The sequence below is a fragment of the Streptomyces sp. NPDC030222 genome (assembly GCF_055573115.1).
The window spans coordinates 146,099-165,076 of sequence record NZ_JBVICA010000001.1 but is presented as its reverse complement, the minus strand read 5'-3'; the positions used below and the strand labels follow the sequence as shown (position 1 = coordinate 165,076).

Here is an 18,978-nt window from a genome sequence, read left to right as displayed (position 1 = left end):
GGGGGTACCCCGGAAACCCCGGCACCGCCGGGGCGGGCCCGGGGCGCCTGGCACCCTTCGAGCCCCATTAGACTTTTGTCCCAACACCCGGCGCACAGGCCGGGTGGTGACCCGAGGAGCCACTCCCTTGGCTGCTGAGCTGCACGTCGCGCTGGTTGCCGCGGACCGAGAGGTCTGGTCCGGCGCGGCCACCCTGGTCGTCGCGCGCACCACCTCCGGCGACATCGGCGTCATGCCCGGTCACCAGCCGCTGCTCGGTGTGCTGGAGTCGGGCCCGGTGACCGTTCGCACCACCGACGGCGGGACCGTCGTCGCCGCCGTCCACGGCGGGTTCATCTCGTTCGCGGACAACAAGCTGTCGCTGCTGGCGGAGATCGCCGAGCTGGCCGACGAGATCGACGTCCAGCGTGCCGAGCGCGCGCTGGAGCGCGCCAAGTCGGAAACGGACGCCGCCGCCGAGCGGCGTGCCGAGGTCCGGCTGCGTACGGCGGCGGCGCGCTGAGCGCCGTAGCCGACCGAGTGTGAACCTCAGCCGCGGCCCGGGCTGGAATCATCCAGACCGGGCCGCGGCTGAGGCAATGCAGGAGTTTGTCGGTCCCGGGAGGATCCCCGGACCTCGAATGGAGCGAGGAGGTCGGTGTAGATGGCCCTCGCTCTGCTTGTGTGCGGCGTGGTTGTCGCGCTCGTGGTCGTGGGACTCTTCGTCTTCGGACTGCGCCGCCGGCTGATCCAGCGTTCCGGAGGGACCTTCGACTGCAGCCTGCGCTGGAACCTGCCGGAGGAACCGGACACCACCGGCAAGGGCTGGGTGTACGGAGTGGCCCGCTACAACGGGGACCGGGTCGAGTGGTTCCGGGTGTTCTCGTACGCTCCCCGGCCGCGCCGCATACTGGAGCGATCCGAGATCGAGGTGATCGGCCGGCGCACCCCCGAGGGCGAGGAGGAGCTGGCCCTGCTGTCGGACGCGGTGGTGCTGCGCTGTACGCACGGGAGGACCCGGCTGGAGCTGGCCATGAGCGAGGACGCGCTCACCGGCTTCCTGGCCTGGCTGGAGGCTGCGCCTCCCGGGCAGAGGGTGAATGTGGCCTGATCGGCCTCCTTCCGGCGGGGGTCCCCCCGGACGGGGTCCGGGGAGGGCGAAGGTGGCCTGATCGGGGCCGGAAGCCCGCCGAGGACGTTTCAGGACGTCCCGAGGACAGGGAGAAGCCGGGGAGACGGCGGGCGGTGCCCCCTCCCCGGCTTCCGTCGTGTGGCGGCTACCTCAGGCCGCTGTCGATCGCGGTCGCCAGCTCGCCGCTCGCGGTGTCACCGCTGAACTCCCAGAAGAACGCGCCGCCCAGGCCCTGGTTCTTCACGTAGCCCATCTTCCCGGCGATGGTGGAGGGGGTGTCGTAACTCCACCAGTTGCTGCCGCACTTGGCGTAGGCCGTGCCTGCGACGGTGCCGGTGGCGGGGCAGGAGCCCTTGAGCACCTTGTAGTCCTCGATGCCCTGCTCGTAGGTGCCGGGCGCGGGTCCGGTGGCGGTGCCGCCGGGTGCCGCCTGGGTGACTCCGGTCCAGCCGCGGCCGTAGAAGCCGATGCCGAGGTTCAGCTTGGCGGCCGGGACGCCCTTGGCCTTGAGCTTCTGGATCGCCGCGTCGGAGTTGAAGCCCTCCTTCGGGATACCGGCGTACGAGGTGAGCGGGGAGTGCGGGGCCGTGGGGCCCTGTGCCGCCCAGCCGCCGAAGAAGTCGTACGTCATGACGTTGTAGAAGTCCGTGTACTGTGCGGCGCCGGCGTAGTCGGTCGCGTCGATCTTGCCGCCGGACGAGCCGTCCGCCGTGATCGCCGCGGTGACCAGCTTGGACCCGAACTTGGCCTTCATCGCCTGCATCATGTTCCTGAACGCGGCCGGGCCGCTGGTGTCGCAGCTCAGGCCGCAGGCGTTCGGGTACTCCCAGTCGAGGTCGATGCCGTCGAAGAGGCCGGCCCACCGGGAGTCGTTGACCAGGTCGTAGCAGGACTGGGCGAACGCGGCGGGGTTCTTCGCGGCGTCGGGGAAGCCGCCCGACCAGGTCCAGCCGCCGAACGACCACAGGATCTTGATGTGCGGATACTTGGCCTTGAGCTTCTTCAGCTGGTTGAAGTTGCCGCGCAGCGGCTGGTCCCAGGTGTCGGCGACACCGTCGACGGACTGGTCCGCGGTGTACGCCTTGTCGTAGGCGGCGTACGAGTCGCCGATGGTGCAGCGGCCGCCCTGGACGTTGCCGAACGCGTAGTTGATGTGGGTGATCTTCGACGCGGTGCCGGAGGTGACCAGGTTCCTCACGTGGTAGTTGCGGCCGTAGATGCCCCACTCGGTGAAGTAGCCCAGTTTGACCTTGGCGCCGTGGTTCGGGTCGCCGCCCCCTCCGGTGGTGCTGACGGTCAGCGTGCCGGAGGCGGGGCCGACCTGGTCGGCGGTGTCCCGGGCCCGCACGCTGTAGGAGTAGGTGGTGCCGGCGGTGAGGCCGGAGTCGGCGTACGAGGCCGAGGTCACCGTGGCGATCTTCGTGGAGCCGCGGTAGACGTCGTAGTTCTTGATCCCCTTGTCGTCGGTCGCGGCGGACCAGCTCAGTGACAGGGAGGTGCCGGTGACCCCGCTCGCGACCGGGGTGCCCGGGGCGGTGGGCAGGTTGTCACCGGGGGTGCCGCCGCCCCCGTCGCAGGAGGCGCCGTTGATCCTGCATCCGGAGGGGGCGCCGGGTCCGGCGCCGTTGAACCCGAAGGTCACCGAGGCACCGGGGGCGAGGGTGCCGTTCCAGCTCTTGTTCCGGGCCGTCCAGTGGGTGCCGGAACCGGTCACATCGGCGTCCCAGGCCGAGGTGACGGAGGTCCCGGAGGGGAAGTCCCATTCGACGGTCCAGCTGGTCAGGGGCGCGCTGCCGGTGTTCCTGACCGTCCATTTGCCCTCGAAGCCGGTGCCCCAGTCGGAGACCTCGGTATAGGTGGCCGTGGCCTCGGCCGCCTGGGCGGGACCGGCGAGACCGATCATCGCGGCCAGCGGGAGTGCCAGCGCGGCGACGGCCGCGGTGACTCTGGCGCGGAAGCGTGTGCGCGTGGGGGTTGCTGTGCTCAAGGATGCTCCTCGAGTGAGGTCCGAGTTTTCGGAGGTGGGGACCTGCGCCGCCCGTGAGCGCTTTTCGGCATGGCACGCTCACCACAAGTGTGCCGTGAGAGTAGGAAGGTCTGGACCAATCGTCAAGAGGTCCAGACCATGGGCGAGTTGCCCGGCCGTACTCGGGTCAGATGCCCAACTCCTGTGCCAGCACGGCTGCTTGCACCCGACTGCGCAGCTCCAGTTTGCCCAGCAACCTGCTCACATGCGTCTTCACCGTCGCCTCCGCCATCTCCAGGCGGGCCGCGATCTCGGCGTTCGAAAGCCCCTGGCCGAGGCAGGAGAGCACTTCCCGTTCCCGGCGGGTCAGCGCGTCCAGCACCGCCGGATCGGGCCCCGGTCCCGGCCGTGCGGGACCGCTCGGCGCGGCGAACTCGGCGATCAGCCGCCGGGTCACAGCAGGAGAGATCAGCCCCTCGCCGCGCGCGACCGTCCGTACCGCGTCGATCAGATCGGCCGCCTCGGCGTTCTTCAGCAGGAAGCCCGCGGCCCCCGCCCGCAGCGCGCCGAACACGTACTCGTCCAAGTCGAAGGTGGTGAGCACCAGGACGTCCGCGAGGCCTTCCGCGACGACCTGCCGGGTCGCGGACACCCCGTCGAGCCGTGGCATCTGCACGTCCATCAGCACGACGTCGGGGCGGAGCTCACGGGCCAGCCGCACGGCCTCCTCCCCGTCGGCGGCCTCGCCGGCCACCTCGATGTCCGGGGCGCTGCCCAGGATCAGCACCAGCCCGGCGCGTACGGCGCTCTGGTCCTCGGCGACCAGTACCCGGATGGCTGTCGTCATACCGACGGTTCCCTTTCGTCTCCCACGGGCATGACCGCCCGTACGGTCCAGATCTTCGGCGGACCGCCGGGCGGGCCCGCTGCAGGACCCGCCTCGAACTCGCCGCCCAGCAGGGCGACCCGCTCCCGCATGCCGATCACCCCGGCACCGGAACCGGGTGCCCGCGGCCCCGGCCGGTCCCCGTAGGGGCTGGTGACCTCCACCGTCAGCTCGTCGTCGGTGCGGTCCAGGGTCACCGTCACCACGCCCGGCGCGGCGTGCTTGAGCGCATTGGTCAGCGACTCCTGCACCAGGCGGTAGGCCGCCAGTTCCACGGGTGCGGGCAGCCGGGTGTCCGCGCCGCGCCGGTCGTGCAGGATGAAGGCGAGCCCGCTCGCGGACGCGTTCTTCCGGGCCTGGCCCATCAGGGCGTCCAGACCGTCGAGCGTCGGTGCGACCGTGGGCTCGGTGTCGGCGCCGGCCGCCCGCAGCAGGCCGATCAGCCGGCGCATCTCCGCCAGGCCCTCGACGCTGTTCTCCCGGATGACGGTGAGGGCCTTGCGCGAGGTGGCGTCGTCGTCGAGGGACAGCGCGGCCGTGGAGTGGATGGCGATCGCCGACAGGTGGTTGGCCACCATGTCGTGCAACTCGCGTGCCATCCTCGCCCGTTCGGCGGCAATGGCCTGGGAGCGGTCGAACTCGGCCAGCAGGGTGGTCTGCTCCGCACGCAGCCGGGCCGCATCCGCGGCCTCCCGGTGATTGCGCACCGTGGCGCCGGTGACCGCTGGGGCGAAACAGATGACCGCCGTCACCACGCCCAGCAGCAGTGCCTCGGGGGTGTGCCACCAGGCCAGTACGCCGAGCGTCACGGCGACGCTGAACAGCCCCGTCGCCACCGGCAGCCGGCGGGCGGTGGCCGGGGTCCCGTACACCACGGCCGCGTACATGACGTCCGTGAACATGATGACCGTCGCGATGCTGCCCTGGGTGAACTGGTCCGCCACCAGAGCCGCCGAGGCGATCGCCAGCGCGGTGAGGGGCCGTGTGCGGCGCAGGAACTCCGTACCGGCCGTCACCACGAGCGGCACCAGCACCGCCCACGCCGGCAGCAGCTGCCGGCCGGCCTGCATGTGCAGCCCGAAGGACCACAGCAGCAGTCCGAGGAGCAGCCCTGACACGGCCAGGAAGACGTCTTCGCGATGGGGGCGGGGGAGGGTCACCAACCCATCAAACACGGCCTCCGGCGTGCTGACCTCCCCGTACGGGGGGAGCGCCGACTACATCGAAGGATGCAGTGCGGATTCGTCAGTGCCGACGACGCCGCGGGGCTTCGGCCGGGGGAGGCTGGAAGCCGAAACGGGAGGAGAGGAAGACCGTGATCGTCGCTTTGATCATCGCCTGTGAAGTCGGATTCTGGGTGCTGCTGGCCCTGGGCCTCGGCCTGCGCTACCTGGCGAAGATGCCGCGCGCCGGAGCCGCCGTACTGCTGTGCGAGCCGGTGCTCGAACTGGTCCTGCTGATCGTCACGGCGATCGACCTGAAGAACGGAGCGGAGCCGTCGGCCAAGCACGGCATCGCCGCGCTGTACATCGGATACACGGTGGCCTACGGCCACTACACGATCAAGTGGATCGACGGAAAGGTCGCCCACCGCTTCGCCGGCGCCCCGCCCGCGCCCAAGCCGCCCCGCTACGGCAAGGGCCGCACCCGGCACGAGGTCATGCTCTGGCTCCGTACGCTGCTCGCCGCATCCGTCGCCGCCGTCCTCCTCCAGCTCGCCGCCTGGTACGTGGGAGCCGACGGCGACACGGCCTCCCTCCACTCCTGGCAGACGGCCGCCGCCCGGGTGGTCGTCATCCACGGCCTGATCGCCCTGACCTTCGTGATCTGGCCGAAGAAGGAGCCCGCCGCCAAGGCCGCTGCCGCCGGGGAGACCACAGTGATCCCGGCCGTCGGCGAGTCCACCGGGGACACCGCCGGGACCCCGGCCGCCGGGGTGCCTGGTGCGGAACACGACAAGGTCCTCACCAGGGACTGAGCGGCCCGGACCGCCGGGGAGGCGCCGACGGTCCGGTCAGCGATCGCCGCCCGGGACCCAGAGAACGTCGCCGACCTCCTTGTTCGCCGTCCTCGCGAGGATGAACAGGAGGTCGGAGAGACGGTTCAGGTAGGCCGCGGTGAGGGCGTTCATGGTCTCGCCGTGGACCTCCAGGGCGGCCCAGGTGGAGCGCTCGGCGCGGCGGACCACGGTGCAGGCCTGATGGAGGAGGGCCGCGCCGGGGGTGCCGCCCGGGAGGATGAAGCTGCGCAGCTTCTCGAGGTCCTCCAGGAAGCGGTCGCAGTCCGCCTCCAGTTTGTCGATGTAGCCCTGCTCCACGCGCAGCGGCGGGTACTTGGGGTCCTCGACCACGGGGGTGCAGAGGTCCGCGCCGACGTCGAACAGGTCGTTCTGCACACGGACGAGGACCTTGACGACCTCCTGCGGCAGGCCGCCGAGGGCGATGGCGGTGCCGATCACGGCGTTGGCCTCGTTGGCGTCCGCGTACGCAGAGATCCGCAGATCCGTCTTGGCGACCCGGCTCATGTCGCCCAGTGCCGTGGTGCCCTTGTCGCCGGTGCGCGTGTAGATGCGCGTCAGATTGACCATGTGGTCAGCGTAGTTACGCACGGCCGTCCGGAACACTCGTGTGCCCGCCGTCACGGTGGTCCGCGGACGGGCCGAACGCGCCCGTGCCGCCCGCGCCGAGCCGTCCGATCACCGTCCCGCGCGGCCGGAATGGCCCGCCCGGTGCCGCCCGGTGACCCGCCCTGTGCCGCCCGGTGAGCCGGTCCGGTGTGATGTCCGTCATCTGAGACGTGACGCGCATCTCTTCCCCGCCTACGGAGCGCTCACGGGCGCTAACCTCCGCCGGAGAGCAAAAGGTAAACAGGCGTTAAGGGGAACTCAGTGGCCAGGAAGCTCGCCGTCATCGGTGCCGGACTCATGGGGTCCGGAATCGCGCAGGTCTCCGCCCAGGCCGGCTGGGACGTCGTCCTGCGAGACGTCACCGACACGGCCCTGACCCGCGGCACCGACGGCATCAAGGCGTCCTACGACAAGTTCGTGAGCAAGGGCAAGCTCGCCGCCGAGGACGCGGAAGCCGCGCTCGCCCGGATCAGCACCACCACCGACCTGGACGCGGTCGCCGACGCGGACGTCGTCGTCGAGGCCGTCTTCGAGAAGCTGGAGGTCAAGCACGAGATCTTCCGCGCGCTGGACAAGCTGGTCAAGGACGAGACCGTCCTCGCCTCCAACACCTCCGCCATCCCGATCACCAAGATTGCCGCGGTCACCGAGCGCCCCGAGCGGGTCGTCGGCACGCACTTCTTCTCGCCCGTACCGATGATGCAGCTCTGCGAGCTCGTCCGCGGCTACAAGACCAGCGACGAAACCCTCGCCACCGCCCGCGAGTTCGCCGAGTCGGTCGGCAAGACCTGCATCGTCGTCAACCGTGATGTCGCGGGCTTCGTCACCACCCGCCTCATCTCCGCCCTCGTCGTCGAGGCGGCCAAGCTGTACGAATCGGGCGTCGCCACCGCCGAGGACATCGACATCGCCTGCAAGCTGGGCTTCGGCCACGCCATGGGGCCCCTGGCCACGGCGGACCTCACCGGCGTCGACATCCTGCTCCACGCGACGAGCAACATCTACACCGAGTGCCAGGACGAGAAGTTCGCACCGCCGGAGCTGATGCGCCGGATGGTGGATGCCGGTGACATCGGCCGCAAGAGCGGGCAGGGCTTCTACAAGCACTGACTGACACCCTTTCACCCGGTCGGGTGAATTGGGTATCGGTTCGCTTACAACCGGCAACCTGGCTGTCCTGGGGACAGTCAGTTGTTGCGGGACGAACATTCGGAGTACGCGGAAGTACGAGACATCCTGGGGAGCAGTCATGCACATCAAGGGCGACCACAGCGAGCTGGTCGTCGGGGGCCGCCTCGACGTCCGGAGCGCGGCGGACGCCCGGACGGCCCTCCAAGCGGCCCTCGACGGCGGCGTCGGGGACCTCGTGCTCGACCTGACCGCGCTCGACTCCTGGGACGCGACCGGACTCGGCGTGATCATGAGCGCACACCGCAGGGCCGGGCGGGCCGGCCGCCGGCTCGTGCTGCGCGGTGTGCCGCCCCAGATGCAGCGGCTGCTCGTCGCGACCCGCCTCCACCGCATCCTCGCGATCGAAGGCGGGATCGCGGCGGACAGCCTGCCCAGGGTCTGAACCCGGCGGCGCCCGGCCGACCATGGCCGGCCGGCGCCGCGTGTGAACACGAGTTCGTCACGACTGTGAACCGGATGTGAACACCGCCCCGGGCACATTCCTCTCGAGACTGTGACGTCTTGGGCGCTGCGGCACCCCGGCTGTTCCCGGATCCCGCCGGAACGTCTAATGTTCGGACGCCCGCCCCATGAGCACCCACCCGGCGGGCACCGGACCAGAAGCGACGGCGGCACGTGCGCAAGGCCGGGAGGGGCATACGGCACGCAACGCACCTGGGGGCGTCGACCATGGACCCGAAGGACCGGGGACCGGAAGAGTTTGCACAGGACAACGCCGACTCCGGCGCGCCTGCGGCACGTCCCCCGCGCGATCCGCTCGCGTCCACCGCAGGCGGCCCGTCCACGGCCGGACCGGTCCGCACCGTGCAGCTCGTCTCCGGCGACTTCCTCGTCACGGTCAACCCCGTCGACGGCAGCGAGATAGAAGCCTGCCCGCCGACCGGCCGCCCCGCGCCGCCCGTACGCCACGACGCCGCCGAACGCGCCGAGCTGCTGCGCGCCGGAACACCGCCCGTACCCCCCGGCCCCGCCGCTCCCCGCCCGCCCCTGCTGCAGCGCGACGAGGAACGCGAACGGCTCGTCCGGCTGCTCTCCCGCGGCCGCTCCGTACGCCTCACCGGACCCGCCGGATCCGGACGCACCGCCCTGCTGGACGCCGTCGCCGCCGACTGCGCCGACCTCGCCCCCGACGGCGTCGTTCGGCTCTCCGGCTACCGCAGGACCGCCGCCGAACTGCTCGACGACCTCTTCACCGCCGTCCACAAGGCACCCCTGCACCGGCTCGGCCGCGACGAGCTGCTCGCCCACGTCCGGCGCATCGGCGCCGTGGTCCTCCTCGACGACCTGGAGCTCGGCGGAGCCGCACTCGACGAACTCGTCGGCGCCGCGCCCGAGTGCGCCTTCGTGCTCGCCGTCACCCCGGACGTCCCGGCGCCCTCCGACGACTCCGAGGTCGAGGAGATCTTCCTCGGCGGACTCGACCGCAAGACGTCCGTGGAGCTGCTGGCCCACGTCGTCGGCCGGACGCTCACCGAGGCGGAGTCCAACTGGGCCGGTGACCTCTGGTTCGAGTCCGAGGGCCTGCCCCTGCGGTTCATCCAGGCCGGCGCCCTGCTGCGGCAGCGCGACGCCCTGCGCGCCGACCCCGACGCCCTCGAGGAGTTCGACTACTTCGAGAACCCTCCGGTCGACGCGCCGATCGACGCCGACGCCCCCCAGGACGTCCCGCTGCCCACGCTCGCCGACGGCGTCGCCCCGGTCGCCCTGCTCGCCTCCCGGCTCAGTGCCTCAGCCCGCACCGCGCTCCGCTTCGCAGTCGCCCTCGGCGGCGAGATGCCCCACCAGGCGCATCTGCCCGCCCTGGTCGGCGACACCCACGCCGACGCAGCGCTCGGCGAACTCCTCGGCAGCGGACTGCTGTCACCCGTCGGCTCCCACTACCGGCTCGCCGCCGGCGTCATGACCCAGCTGGAGGCCGCCGGCTACGGGGGAGAGGATGCCGCGGCCCGCGCGCACACCGCCGGCAAGCACTACGCCTGGTGGGCGGGCCACCCCTCGGTGGGCCCCGAAAGGGTCACCGGCGAGGCCGACGCCGTCCTCGCCGCCATGAACGCCCTCGTGCCCGGCACCGCCGACGAGCACGCCGCCACCGCCGTGGAGCTCGCCCGCGGCGCCGCTCCGGCCTTCGCAGCGGGACTGCACTGGGGCGCCTGGGAGCGGATGCTGCGGCTCGGCTCCGAGGCCGCCCGGCTCACCGGTGAGGTCGCCTACGAGGCGTACTTCCACCACGAACTGGGCGTCCTCGCACTCTGCGCCGGGAACCTCGACCGGGCCCGCGCCGAACTGGAGGCGTCGATCGCGCTGCGCGGTGCGCTCGCCGACAAGAGGGGCACGGTCGCGGGCCGCCGCGCCCTGGCCCTGGTCGCCGACCGCACGAGGGAACGCGGGGCCGACGGTCCCGCCACGGCCGCTCCCCTCGCGCCGGGCAAGCGGGGCGCACCCGGCGGACCGGCCACCGGCAGAACGGCCGCGCAGCGCCCGGCCGCATCGGGCGTGCTCCCCGGCCCGCTCCCGACGGGCGCTTTCGGCGCCCGGAACAACGCCTCCCGGGTCCCCGGCCTCGGATCCGCCGCACAGCGGACCGGGACCGCCGGACGCACCCCGGCCGGCGGCATACCCGTGGCCGCCGACCGGACACCCGCCGCGGCGACCACCCTCGCGACCCCGCACACCGCGTCGGAGAAGACCGGCAAGCAGGGCTTCGGCCGCACGGTGATCGGCGCGGCACGGCGCAACATGGTCGCCGTGGGTGCGGGCGTGCTGCTCGTCGGCGTGCTCGGCACCGTCGTCACCGTGGGCGCCACCTCCGGCAGCGAGGACCGCCCCGCCAACAGCGTGACCTCCGAGCAGACGACCGACGGCGGCGGGGACGTCGGCGGGACCGCCGACCACCCCGGCCAGGACCCCGTTCCCGTCCCCGGCGGCGACGGGGACGACGACGCCGCCCCCGCTCCCGGCGCCACCGGCCCGGCGCACCCCGGTAGGACCGGTACGGCCGGGGCGTCCGGCGCGACCGGGGAGACCGGCGATCCCACCTCGCCCGGCGGCGGGACCACCACGGGCGGATCCACCTCCCCGGGCACCGGTGGCAACACCACCGGCGGCTCCACCCGCCCGCCCACCCGGCCCCCGGTCACCAAGCCGCCGACGACGCCGCCCACGACCTCCGAGCCGCCGACGACGCCGCCCGTCACCAGCCAGCCGCCGACCTCCAGCCCGCCGCCCGACCCCACGGGCGGCAGTACCGGCAGCACGGAGGGCACCGAATCGGCAGGAACGTCCGACGGAGCCGCGAGCGAGAGCGCAGCCGTCGCCGACGGCGAGGGGACGACCGTGGGCGGGGCGAGCGGCTGACGCACCTACGGCTCGGCCCCCGGCAGGTGATCCCGCCGGGGGCCGAGCCCTGGGTACGCCGGACGTCGGCGTCCGAAGTGGACGCCTGCGTCAGAACAGGCGCAGCTTGTCGTCCTCGATGCCGCGCATCGCGTCGTAGTCCAGCACCACGCACCCGATGCCGCGGTCCGTGGCCAGCACCCGCGCCTGCGGCTTGATCTCCTGGGCCGCGAAGACGCCCTTCACCGGCGCGAGATGGGGGTCCCGGTTGAGCAGTTCGAGGTAGCGGGTCAGCTGCTCCACACCGTCGATCTCACCACGCCGCTTGATCTCCACCGCGACGGTCTCGCCGTCGGCGTCCCGGCAGAGGATGTCCACGGGGCCGATCGCCGTGGGGTACTCGCGCCGGATGAGGGTGTAACCCTCGCCAAGTGTCTCGATCCGGTCGGCGAGGAGCTCCTGGAGGTGTGCTTCCACGCCGTCCTTGATGAGCCCGGGGTCCACCCCGAGTTCATGCGAGGAGTCGTGGAGGACCTCCTCCATCGTGATGATCAGTTTTTCGCCCGCCTTGTTGACGACCGTCCACACGCCGACGCCGTCCTCGGTCTCCTCCTTGAGCGTGCACGGTGGCGACATCCAGTTGAGCGGCTTGTACGCGCGGTCGTCCGCGTGGATGGAGACGCTGCCGTCCGCCTTGACCAGGATCAGGCGGGGCGCTGAGGGCAGATGGGCGGTGAGCCGGCCCGCGTAGTCCACGGAGCAGCGGGCGATGACGAGACGCATGGTCCGCAACGCTACTCGACGTCCGGCGGTTCACGCGATTCTCCCCGACCGGGGCGGGGTGGCCGTTGCTGGCCGGGACCCTTCGGGTCGCCCCTGTGCGTGGTGCTGCGGGTCGTCCTTCTTGTCCCCGTTCGTTATTGGCCGGTTGTGTGCCCATTCTCCTGGTGCGGTCCGGACACCACCCGTACGGTGGATGCAGGAGGTCGTCGACCGGGCACGCTGCGTCGTCGGTCTCCTTCCCTGCCCGTAAGGCCCCGTGAACCGGGGTCGCGAGAGGAGAACCCATGTCGCTCGACGTCTCACCGGCACTGTTGGAGCAGGCCGAGCGAGGCGAGGTCGACGAAGCCGCTTTCGTCGACTGCGTCCGGACCTCCCTGCCCTACGCATGGGAGATGATCAGCTCTCTGGTGGCCCAGCTGAAGGTCGACGGCGGGGAGTTCGCCGACAACCAGACGCCGCCGCCGGACGAGCAGGCTCGCGGTCAGCTGCTCCGCGCGCTGGCCAGTGACGCCATCCGCGGAGCGCTGCAGCGGCACTTCGGCGTGCGCCTGGCATTCCAGAACTGCCACCGTGTCGCGGTGTTCCCGCTGGACCCGTCGGTGGACGAGCGGCTGGCCCGCTTCACTTCGGTGCGGGCCCAGTTGCTGAACCAGTCCCCGGAACTGCGGGACTGCTGAGACGTCTTCGCTGCCGCTCCGCAGGTGCGGAGGAGCACCGGCGCGACGGGGCGGCAGCGCTCCATGGGGCGCTTCGGACGGGGCGGCTCCCTGGGGTGCCGGGCGCGGGTCCCGGCACGGCTTCATCACCGCACGGCGGCGCGGTCGTCCGCGTGCAGCCGACCTCGCCCGGCACCGTGCGGCCACCGCGCACAGCCGGCCGGGCTCAGCCGCGCCGACCGGGGCACGCCCGCCCGGCCGACCGTGCGCGCGGGCGCCGTCATCGGCGGCGCACCGACCACCGGGGCAGTCGGCCCCGCCCGGTCGGCCCGCTCGCCGCCGCGCTCAACCGAGCGCCGGAAGCACCTCGGCCCCGAGCCTGCGGACGTTCTCCTCCGTCGCCGCCACATCGCCCGACCCCTCCACGAGCAGGGCGAAGCGCGTGATGCCCGTCCGCTCCGCCGTGGCGGCCAGCCGGTCGGCGGCGAGCCCGGGGGTGCCCACCGGGTGCAGGCCGCAGAGGAGTTCCGTGTACGCAGCCGGGTCGCGCATGGACCGCTGCCGGCCGTCGATCGTCACATGCGCGTCCAGGCCCTGCCTCAGCCACCCGGGCATCGCCTTGGCCAGCGTCTCCACGGCCTCCTCGGTCGTGTCGGCGATCTGCGCCACTCCGGCCGAAACGTGCCCGGCGCCCGCGATCACCTCCGGCGCATGGCCGGCCGCGCGCGCCTCCCTGCGCCACAGTGCGACCATTTCCGCCTTGTCCTCGTCACCGCAATGCATCCCGAGGAGCATGGGCAGCCCCCGCCGGGCGGCCAGCCGCACACTCGACGGGGACGTGCAGGCCACGACGACCTCGGGGCCGGCCGGAGCGGGCTCGCCCAGCACCTCGTCCGGCCGGGGCACCACCGCGACGTCACGGAACCGGTACCGCTCCCCGTCCGCCCCCACCCGGGGCTCGTTCAGCCAGCGCAACAGCAGGTCCAGGGACTCGGGGAACCCCTCCTCGTACGCCGCGAGACCGGCGCCGAAGACCTCCAGATCGACCCAGGGGCCGCCGCGCCCCACCCCGAGCGAGAACCGCCCGCCGGACGTCAGGTGCAGCAGCGCGGCCTGTTCGCCCAGTGCCACGGGGTGGGCGGAGGGCAGCACGCTCACCGCCGTGCCGACCCGGATCCGCTGCGTCCTGCCGAGCAGCAGGGCCGCGAGCGTGACGGCCGACGGGCACACTCCGTACGGTACGAAGTGGTGCTCGGCCAGCCACACCGAGTCGAGTCCCGATTCCTCCGCCACCTCGGCGGACCGCACCGCCCGGTGCAATGCCTCCCCCTGCCCCTGCCCCGGGAACTGGGCTGCCAGTACGAAGATTCCAACCCCACAAGCTCCAACACGCATCGCCTTTAGCCTCCTTGCGGCCGACGCGGCTCACTCCCCCGATGGCAACAACGTCTGACACGTGCCAAAGGCAACGGCCGCGGGCGAAGTTCTTGCGATTTTCCGGTAACCAGCCGTCGGGTACCCCTCGCGGCTGCCCGTAGGCTGGAGGGAACCCCGTTCCGGACCGCCCCCGTGAGGTGAACCGTGTCCCCGCGCCGCAACCGCCCCCGAGGCGGCCAGAACCCGATCGAGCCGGACGGCGGCGAGGGCGGACGGTACGGCGGGTTCCAGAGCTCCGAGAGCTGGCAGGGCGAGGACTGGTCGGTGCGTCATGTGAGCGGCGCGAGCGCGGCCGGCAAGCGCTACCGCTGCCCCGGCTGCGACCAGGAGATCCCCTCGGGCGTTCCGCATGTGGTGGCGTGGCCCGAGTACGGCGGGGTGGACGACCGCCGGCACTGGCACAAGGCGTGCTGGAACGCGAAGGACCGCCGCACCTCCAGGGTGCAGCGGTCCCGCAATGCCCCGCGCCGCTGAGGGCGGCCCTCGGCCCTCCGGCACGCGCCGTAGGCCGTCTGTCCGCTGTGTCGGGCCTCGCCCGCGTCAGACGTCGCGCCTCTCCTGGAGGACGAACGCGCCGGCGATCGCGACGGCGGTCACCACGGCCAGGAAGAGCAGCTGCTTGACGCCGTTCCCCTCGCCCGGGAAGTGGAACAGGGCCAGCAGTGACCTGGGGGCGCTGTAGTCGATGATCGTCTCCGCCAGGCCCTGGGTCGACTCCCAGACCATCAGGAACGCCGGCATCACGGCGGGCACCAGCACCACGGCGAGCATGGTCGTGACCGCACCCGCCGAATGCCGCAGCATCGACCCCACGGCGAGCCCGAGCAGCCCGAGCAGGGTCACGTAGAGACTGGCGCCGATCACCGCGCCGACCCACTGGGCACCGGTCGTCCCCGCTGTCTCGGGCCCGCTGTGCACTGCTGCGGCGGTCAGGCCGACCAGCAGGACCGAAGCCGCGATCGTGGTGAACGCGAGGGTCCCGAACACGATCAGCTTGGCGGCGAGCACCCGCCAGCGCAGCGGGGAGGCGGTGAGGGTCGTCCGGATCATGCCGGTGCCGTGCTCGGACGAGATCACCAGCACGCCCAGCGTGATCACGCACACCTGGCCCAGCATCAGACCGAACAGGGCGGGGAAGGTCACCGGGGCGCCGGTGTAGTCGTTCTCGTCGGTCTGGGTGATCGCGAGCAGCCCGATGCCGATCACCAGCGCCATCATGAGGCCGATCGTCCACATGGTGGAGCGGACCGACCGCATCTTCGTCCACTCCGAGACGATCGCGTGCCCGAGGTGGGTGGGGCGGACCGGGATCGGCGAGGTGTACACAGCGGGCGCGGCCGGCCGGCGGGGAGTGGTCGGGGTGCTGCTCATCGGACGTCCTCGTTGCTGCTCTCGGGCTTGGTCGGGTCCTGGACGGGTGCCGGGCCGGACGCCGGAACGGCGGGGAGGGCCGGGCCCGCGGAGGAATCGGCGGCCGGTGTCGCGTAGGGGTTCACGAACGGCTCGCCGGCGCCCGGCTGCGGGGGCGGCGGCGGGAACCACCCCTCCTGCGGCACATCGGGGATCACCGGCGGGGCGTACTCCTGGTGCAGGTACCCGTCCGACGGGAGTTCCTGCAGGCCCGCCCTGGGGTCGTCCATGGAGCGGTAGTCCACGGCGTTCTGCGTCATGCGCATGTACGCCTCCTCCAGCGACGCCTGGTGGGGGGACAGCTCCCACAGCAATACGTCCGCGCCGTGCGCGAGCTCGCTGATCCGCGGCAGGGGCAGCCCGGTCACCCGGAGCGCGCCGTCCGGCTCCGGCATCACGCGCCCGCCCGCCTCGGTGAGCGCGGCCGTCAGCTTCTCCCGCTGCTCCGGCGCGCCCCGCGGTGTGCGCACCCGGGCGAAGTCGGCGGAGTTCCGGGAGATGAACTCCTTCACGCTCAGATCCGCGAGCAGCCGGCCGCGTCCGATCACGATCAGATGGTCGGCGGTCAGTGCCATCTCGCTCATGAGGTGCGAGGAGACGAACACCGTGCGGCCCTCGGCGGCGAGCGACTTCATCAGGGTGCGGACCCACAGGATGCCCTCCGGGTCGAGCCCGTTGACCGGCTCGTCGAAGAGCAGCACCTGCGGGTCGCCGAGCAGTGCCGCGGCGATGCCCAGGCGCTGGCCCATCCCGAGCGAGAACCCCTTGGAGCGCTTCCCGGCGACGTCCTGGAGGCCGACCACGCCGAGCACCTCGTCGACCCGGCGGGCCGGGATGCCGGACAGCTGGGCGAGGCACAGCAGATGGTTGCGGGCGCTGCGGCCGCCGTGCACCGCCTTGGCGTCCAGCAGCGCACCGACCTCCCGGGCCGCGTTGGGGTGGTCGCGGAAGGCGCGGCCGCCGATGGTGACCCGCCCCGCGGTCGGCTGGTCCAGGCCGAGGATCATCCGCATCGTCGTCGACTTGCCGGCGCCGTTCGGGCCGAGGAAGCCGGTGACGGCACCGGGCCGCACCTGGAAGGAAAGGTCGTCCACGGCCGTCTGGGCGCCGTAGCGCTTGGTCAGGCCGACTGCCTCGATCATTCTCCAGCCCCATCGACGGTGTGCGGTTCGTCGGGGCGGTCATCGCTGGGCGGACTTCCCCGTAAGGACTAGGAGGATATCCAGGGCCCGATGGTTCCGGCCAAAGGATGACGGAGGGCCGACGAGTGCTCCCCGCGGGCTGGCCGGCAGGTCCGATGTCCCCTTACCGCCCCTTGGGAACGTCGCTGCGGGCGGCTCCGGGCCCCGGCGCCGTGTAGCACTACTGAGCCGTTCCTGTTCCGTACGGACGAGGCGGCTTGCGGCGCGTCGGCGGGCGTGAGTGGATCGGAGTACGGCAGCGGATCATCCCGAGTCCGCAAAGCAGGATCAGAGGTCGCTCCCCATGGACGTGACGAACGGGTACACGGCCTCCGGCCCGGAGCCACTGGGCTCTTCCCGGTTCTCGCGCGTGCTCCTGGCTGTCTGCCGTGTCACGGTCGCTCTGCTGTGGATCCAGAATCTTTCCTGGAAGCATCCGCCGAGCTTCGGAGACAAGACCACTCCCCCGCGTGACCTGTACGACTGGACACTCAAAGGGGTGGACAACGAGGTCTTCGCTCCCTGGGCGTGGCTGGTCGAGCATGTGTTCATTCCGAATTTCGTGGTCTTCGCCTGGGGCGCCTTCGCCGTCGAGGCGTGCCTCGGCGCGTTCTTGCTGGTGGGCCTGGCCACCCGGTTCTGGGCGCTGGTCGGATTGCTGCAGACGACCGCGATCACCTTCTCCGTGCTGAACACCCCGCACGAGTGGTTCTGGTCGTACTTCCTGATGTACGCCGTACACCTCGCGCTGCTGGCCACTGCGGCGGGACGCGCCTTCGGCGTGGACGGCGCGCTGCGCCCTGTCTGGCGGCAGCGTCGCGGCCGAGTGTCGCGGGTACTGCTCGCCGCGTCGTGACCAAGAAGGAATCCCATGCACACTGCCCCCCCACCCATCGCCCGAACAGCCACCGGTCTCGGTCTGGGCGCCGCAGCGAGCAGCGTCCTGGGAATCGTCGGCTCACCCCCCTGGGGGATCGTCACGCTGGGCGGCGCCGGAACCCTGGTCCTGCTGGTTCTGGCCGCTGTGGCCATCACGGCGGGACTCCTGGCCCTATGGGTGCTGATCGTGCTGGCAGGTGCGGGCTTCCTGGCGGCCGCGGCCCTGCAACTGGTGCAGATCGGCTGGACCGGTTCGAACCTCCTCGGCGGGGACGGCTCGACCGTGGCCCTGCTCCTCGGCTTCGCCGTCGGACTGCTCGCCCTCGGCCTCGCCACGGTGCCGCATCCCGGAGCGCCTGAGCGCACCCCCGCCGCCGAAAGGCACGATGCCCCATGAACGTCGACAGACTGCTGCAGCCGGTGCTGGCCACCGCCGCGGAGCACGCCCCCGGTGTCGATACGGACGGCCGGTTCCCCGCGGAGGCGGTAGCGGCTCTGGGGTCCTCCGGGCTGCTGGGCCTGACCCTTCCCGTGCAGGAGGGCGGGCTGGGAGCCGGTCCGGAGGAGTTCGCGCAGGTCACGGCCGAGCTGGCCGGCGCCTGCGGATCGACGGCCATGGTCTACCTGATGCACGTCTCCGCTTCGGTGACGGTGCTGGCCGCGCCTGCTTCCGGGCTGCGGTCACTGCCAGCGGCTCTGGCCACCGGCAGCACGCTCGCCACACTGGCGTTCAGCGAGCCCGGCTCCCGCTCGCACTTCTGGGCGCCGATGTCGCAGGCCTCACGCAACGGCAGCCACGAGGTGCGGTTCACCGCGGACAAGAGCTGGGTGACCTCCGCCGGCCACGCACAGCTCTATGTCACCTCCGTGCTGTCGGCGGACAAGCCCGGCACGGTCGACCTGTTCGCCGTGGACGCAGACGCGTCAGGGGTGAGTGTCACCGGTTCGTTCCGCGGTCTCGGGATGCGCGGCAACGCGTCCGCACCGATGCGGTTCGACGTGACGGCGCCGGACACCACGCGCCTCGGCCCGGCCGGCAAAGGGCTCGACGTGATGACGCAGACGGTCATGCCCTGGTTCAATCTGGGCAACGCCGCCGTCTCGCTGGGCCTGGCACGGGCCGCCCTGCAGGCCGCCGTACGGCACACCACGGGTGCCACGCTCCAGCACACCGGCCAGACCCTCGCCGAACTGCCCACCATCCGCGCCCGACTGGCCCGGATGTCGTTGCAGCTGGAGTCCGCGAGCGCCTACCTGCGCGCCGCGGCGGCGAGCATCGCCGCACCCGACGAGAACACCCCGCTGTACGTCCTGGGGGTCAAGGCCCTGGCCAACGACACCGCCCTGACCGTCACCGACGACGCCATGCGGGTGTGCGGCGGCGCCGCGTTCTCCCACCACCTGGCCATCGAGCGGTACTTCCGCGACGCCCGGGCCGGCCACGTCATGGCCCCCACCGCCGACGCGCTGTACGACTTCTACGGCAAAGCCATCACCGGCCAGCCGGTGTTCGGTTGAG

The 18,978-nt window shown here is 71.9% G+C and carries 19 protein-coding genes; 11 read left to right on the top strand and 8 right to left on the bottom strand.

Going from position 1 to position 18,978, the window contains the following annotated elements:
- Positions 1–127 precede the first annotated feature (127 nt).
- Positions 128–502: a F0F1 ATP synthase subunit epsilon gene (locus ACZ4Z5_RS00670; RefSeq protein WP_468254533.1), complete on the top strand. Its 375-nt coding sequence runs from the start codon at positions 128–130 to the stop codon at positions 500–502.
- A 141-nt stretch (positions 503–643) separates the two neighbouring features.
- Positions 644–1,090, top strand: coding sequence for a DUF2550 domain-containing protein (locus ACZ4Z5_RS00665; RefSeq protein ID WP_468254530.1), 447 nt, complete (start codon positions 644–646; stop codon positions 1,088–1,090).
- Between the two features lie 166 nt (positions 1,091–1,256).
- On the opposite strand, the gene ACZ4Z5_RS00660 is transcribed toward ACZ4Z5_RS00665, so the two are convergent.
- The 3 genes from ACZ4Z5_RS00660 to ACZ4Z5_RS00650 all read right to left on the bottom strand — a co-directional run bounded on the left by ACZ4Z5_RS00660 (position 1,257) and on the right by ACZ4Z5_RS00650 (position 5,126).
- Entirely contained in the window at positions 1,257–3,098 is a 1,842-nt protein-coding gene (locus ACZ4Z5_RS00660; RefSeq protein WP_468254527.1) for a glycosyl hydrolase family 18 protein, read from the bottom strand.
- Between the two features lie 166 nt (positions 3,099–3,264).
- Positions 3,265–3,924: a response regulator gene (locus ACZ4Z5_RS00655; protein WP_468254523.1), complete on the bottom strand. Its 660-nt coding sequence runs from the start codon at positions 3,922–3,924 to the stop codon at positions 3,265–3,267.
- Positions 3,921–5,126, bottom strand: a complete 1,206-nt coding sequence (locus ACZ4Z5_RS00650; protein ID WP_468255490.1) for a sensor histidine kinase — start codon at positions 5,124–5,126, stop codon at positions 3,921–3,923. The genes ACZ4Z5_RS00655 and ACZ4Z5_RS00650 overlap by 4 nt, the downstream gene beginning before the upstream one ends.
- Positions 5,127–5,278: 152 nt before the next feature.
- Here ACZ4Z5_RS00650 and ACZ4Z5_RS00645 point away from each other — a divergent pair, with 152 nt between their 5' ends.
- A complete protein-coding gene (locus tag ACZ4Z5_RS00645; RefSeq protein WP_468254520.1) occupies positions 5,279–5,941 on the top strand; it encodes a hypothetical protein in 663 nt (220 codons plus the stop codon).
- A 36-nt stretch (positions 5,942–5,977) separates the two neighbouring features.
- Here ACZ4Z5_RS00645 and ACZ4Z5_RS00640 read toward each other — a convergent pair whose 3' ends face one another.
- A complete protein-coding gene (locus tag ACZ4Z5_RS00640; protein WP_468254518.1) occupies positions 5,978–6,550 on the bottom strand; it encodes a cob(I)yrinic acid a,c-diamide adenosyltransferase in 573 nt (190 codons plus the stop codon).
- 300 nt (positions 6,551–6,850) lie between these two features.
- Here ACZ4Z5_RS00640 and ACZ4Z5_RS00635 point away from each other — a divergent pair, with 300 nt between their 5' ends.
- From ACZ4Z5_RS00635 to ACZ4Z5_RS00625, 3 genes are all read left to right on the top strand, one after another.
- Positions 6,851–7,699: a 3-hydroxyacyl-CoA dehydrogenase family protein gene (locus ACZ4Z5_RS00635; RefSeq protein WP_468254513.1), complete on the top strand. Its 849-nt coding sequence runs from the start codon at positions 6,851–6,853 to the stop codon at positions 7,697–7,699.
- 139 nt (positions 7,700–7,838) lie between these two features.
- Positions 7,839–8,162 carry an STAS domain-containing protein gene (locus ACZ4Z5_RS00630; protein ID WP_468254510.1) on the top strand — a complete coding sequence of 108 codons (324 nt, stop codon included), beginning with the start codon at positions 7,839–7,841 and terminating at the stop codon, positions 8,160–8,162.
- A gap of 287 nt (positions 8,163–8,449) precedes the next feature.
- The gene (locus ACZ4Z5_RS00625; RefSeq protein ID WP_468254507.1) at positions 8,450–11,134 is read left to right on the top strand and encodes an ATP-binding protein; all 2,685 of its coding nucleotides are present in this window, start codon (positions 8,450–8,452) and stop codon (positions 11,132–11,134) included.
- A gap of 90 nt (positions 11,135–11,224) precedes the next feature.
- Here ACZ4Z5_RS00625 and nucS read toward each other — a convergent pair whose 3' ends face one another.
- The gene (gene nucS, locus ACZ4Z5_RS00620) at positions 11,225–11,896 is read right to left on the bottom strand and encodes an endonuclease NucS (RefSeq protein ID WP_468254504.1); all 672 of its coding nucleotides are present in this window, start codon (positions 11,894–11,896) and stop codon (positions 11,225–11,227) included.
- Positions 11,897–12,180: 284 nt separating this feature from the next.
- Here nucS and ACZ4Z5_RS00615 point away from each other — a divergent pair, with 284 nt between their 5' ends.
- Positions 12,181–12,573 (top strand): SCO5389 family protein, encoded by a 393-nt coding sequence (locus ACZ4Z5_RS00615; protein ID WP_385418850.1) that lies wholly within the window; start codon positions 12,181–12,183, stop codon positions 12,571–12,573.
- Positions 12,574–12,897: 324 nt separating this feature from the next.
- On the opposite strand, the gene ACZ4Z5_RS00610 is transcribed toward ACZ4Z5_RS00615, so the two are convergent.
- Positions 12,898–13,947, bottom strand: coding sequence for an LLM class flavin-dependent oxidoreductase (locus tag ACZ4Z5_RS00610; protein ID WP_468254499.1), 1,050 nt, complete (start codon positions 13,945–13,947; stop codon positions 12,898–12,900).
- Positions 13,948–14,133: 186 nt separating this feature from the next.
- On the opposite strand from ACZ4Z5_RS00610, the gene ACZ4Z5_RS00605 reads away from it, so the two are divergent.
- Positions 14,134–14,463, top strand: coding sequence for an ATP/GTP-binding protein (locus ACZ4Z5_RS00605; RefSeq protein ID WP_468254497.1), 330 nt, complete (start codon positions 14,134–14,136; stop codon positions 14,461–14,463).
- 66 nt (positions 14,464–14,529) lie between these two features.
- Here the strand turns inward: ACZ4Z5_RS00605 and ACZ4Z5_RS00600 are convergent, their stop codons facing one another.
- Positions 14,530–15,360 (bottom strand): ABC transporter permease, encoded by an 831-nt coding sequence (locus ACZ4Z5_RS00600; RefSeq protein ID WP_468254495.1) that lies wholly within the window; start codon positions 15,358–15,360, stop codon positions 14,530–14,532.
- Positions 15,357–16,541 carry an ABC transporter ATP-binding protein gene (locus ACZ4Z5_RS00595; protein WP_468254492.1) on the bottom strand — a complete coding sequence of 395 codons (1,185 nt, stop codon included), beginning with the start codon at positions 16,539–16,541 and terminating at the stop codon, positions 15,357–15,359. The genes ACZ4Z5_RS00600 and ACZ4Z5_RS00595 overlap by 4 nt, the downstream gene beginning before the upstream one ends.
- A 343-nt stretch (positions 16,542–16,884) precedes the next feature.
- On the opposite strand from ACZ4Z5_RS00595, the gene ACZ4Z5_RS00590 reads away from it, so the two are divergent.
- The 3 genes from ACZ4Z5_RS00590 to fadE16 are packed head-to-tail and all read left to right on the top strand — an operon-like array spanning position 16,885 to position 18,977.
- Positions 16,885–17,436: a DoxX family protein gene (locus ACZ4Z5_RS00590; RefSeq protein WP_468254489.1), complete on the top strand. Its 552-nt coding sequence runs from the start codon at positions 16,885–16,887 to the stop codon at positions 17,434–17,436.
- Positions 17,437–17,451: 15 nt separating this feature from the next.
- Complete coding sequence (locus ACZ4Z5_RS00585) at positions 17,452–17,856, top strand: Rv1678 family membrane protein (protein ID WP_468254486.1); 405 nt, start codon at positions 17,452–17,454, stop codon at positions 17,854–17,856.
- Positions 17,853–18,977, top strand: coding sequence for an Rv1679 family acyl-CoA dehydrogenase (fadE16, locus tag ACZ4Z5_RS00580; protein ID WP_468254482.1), 1,125 nt, complete (start codon positions 17,853–17,855; stop codon positions 18,975–18,977). Before ACZ4Z5_RS00585 ends, fadE16 begins: the two co-directional genes overlap by 4 nt.
- Position 18,978: the final 1 nt, after the last annotated feature.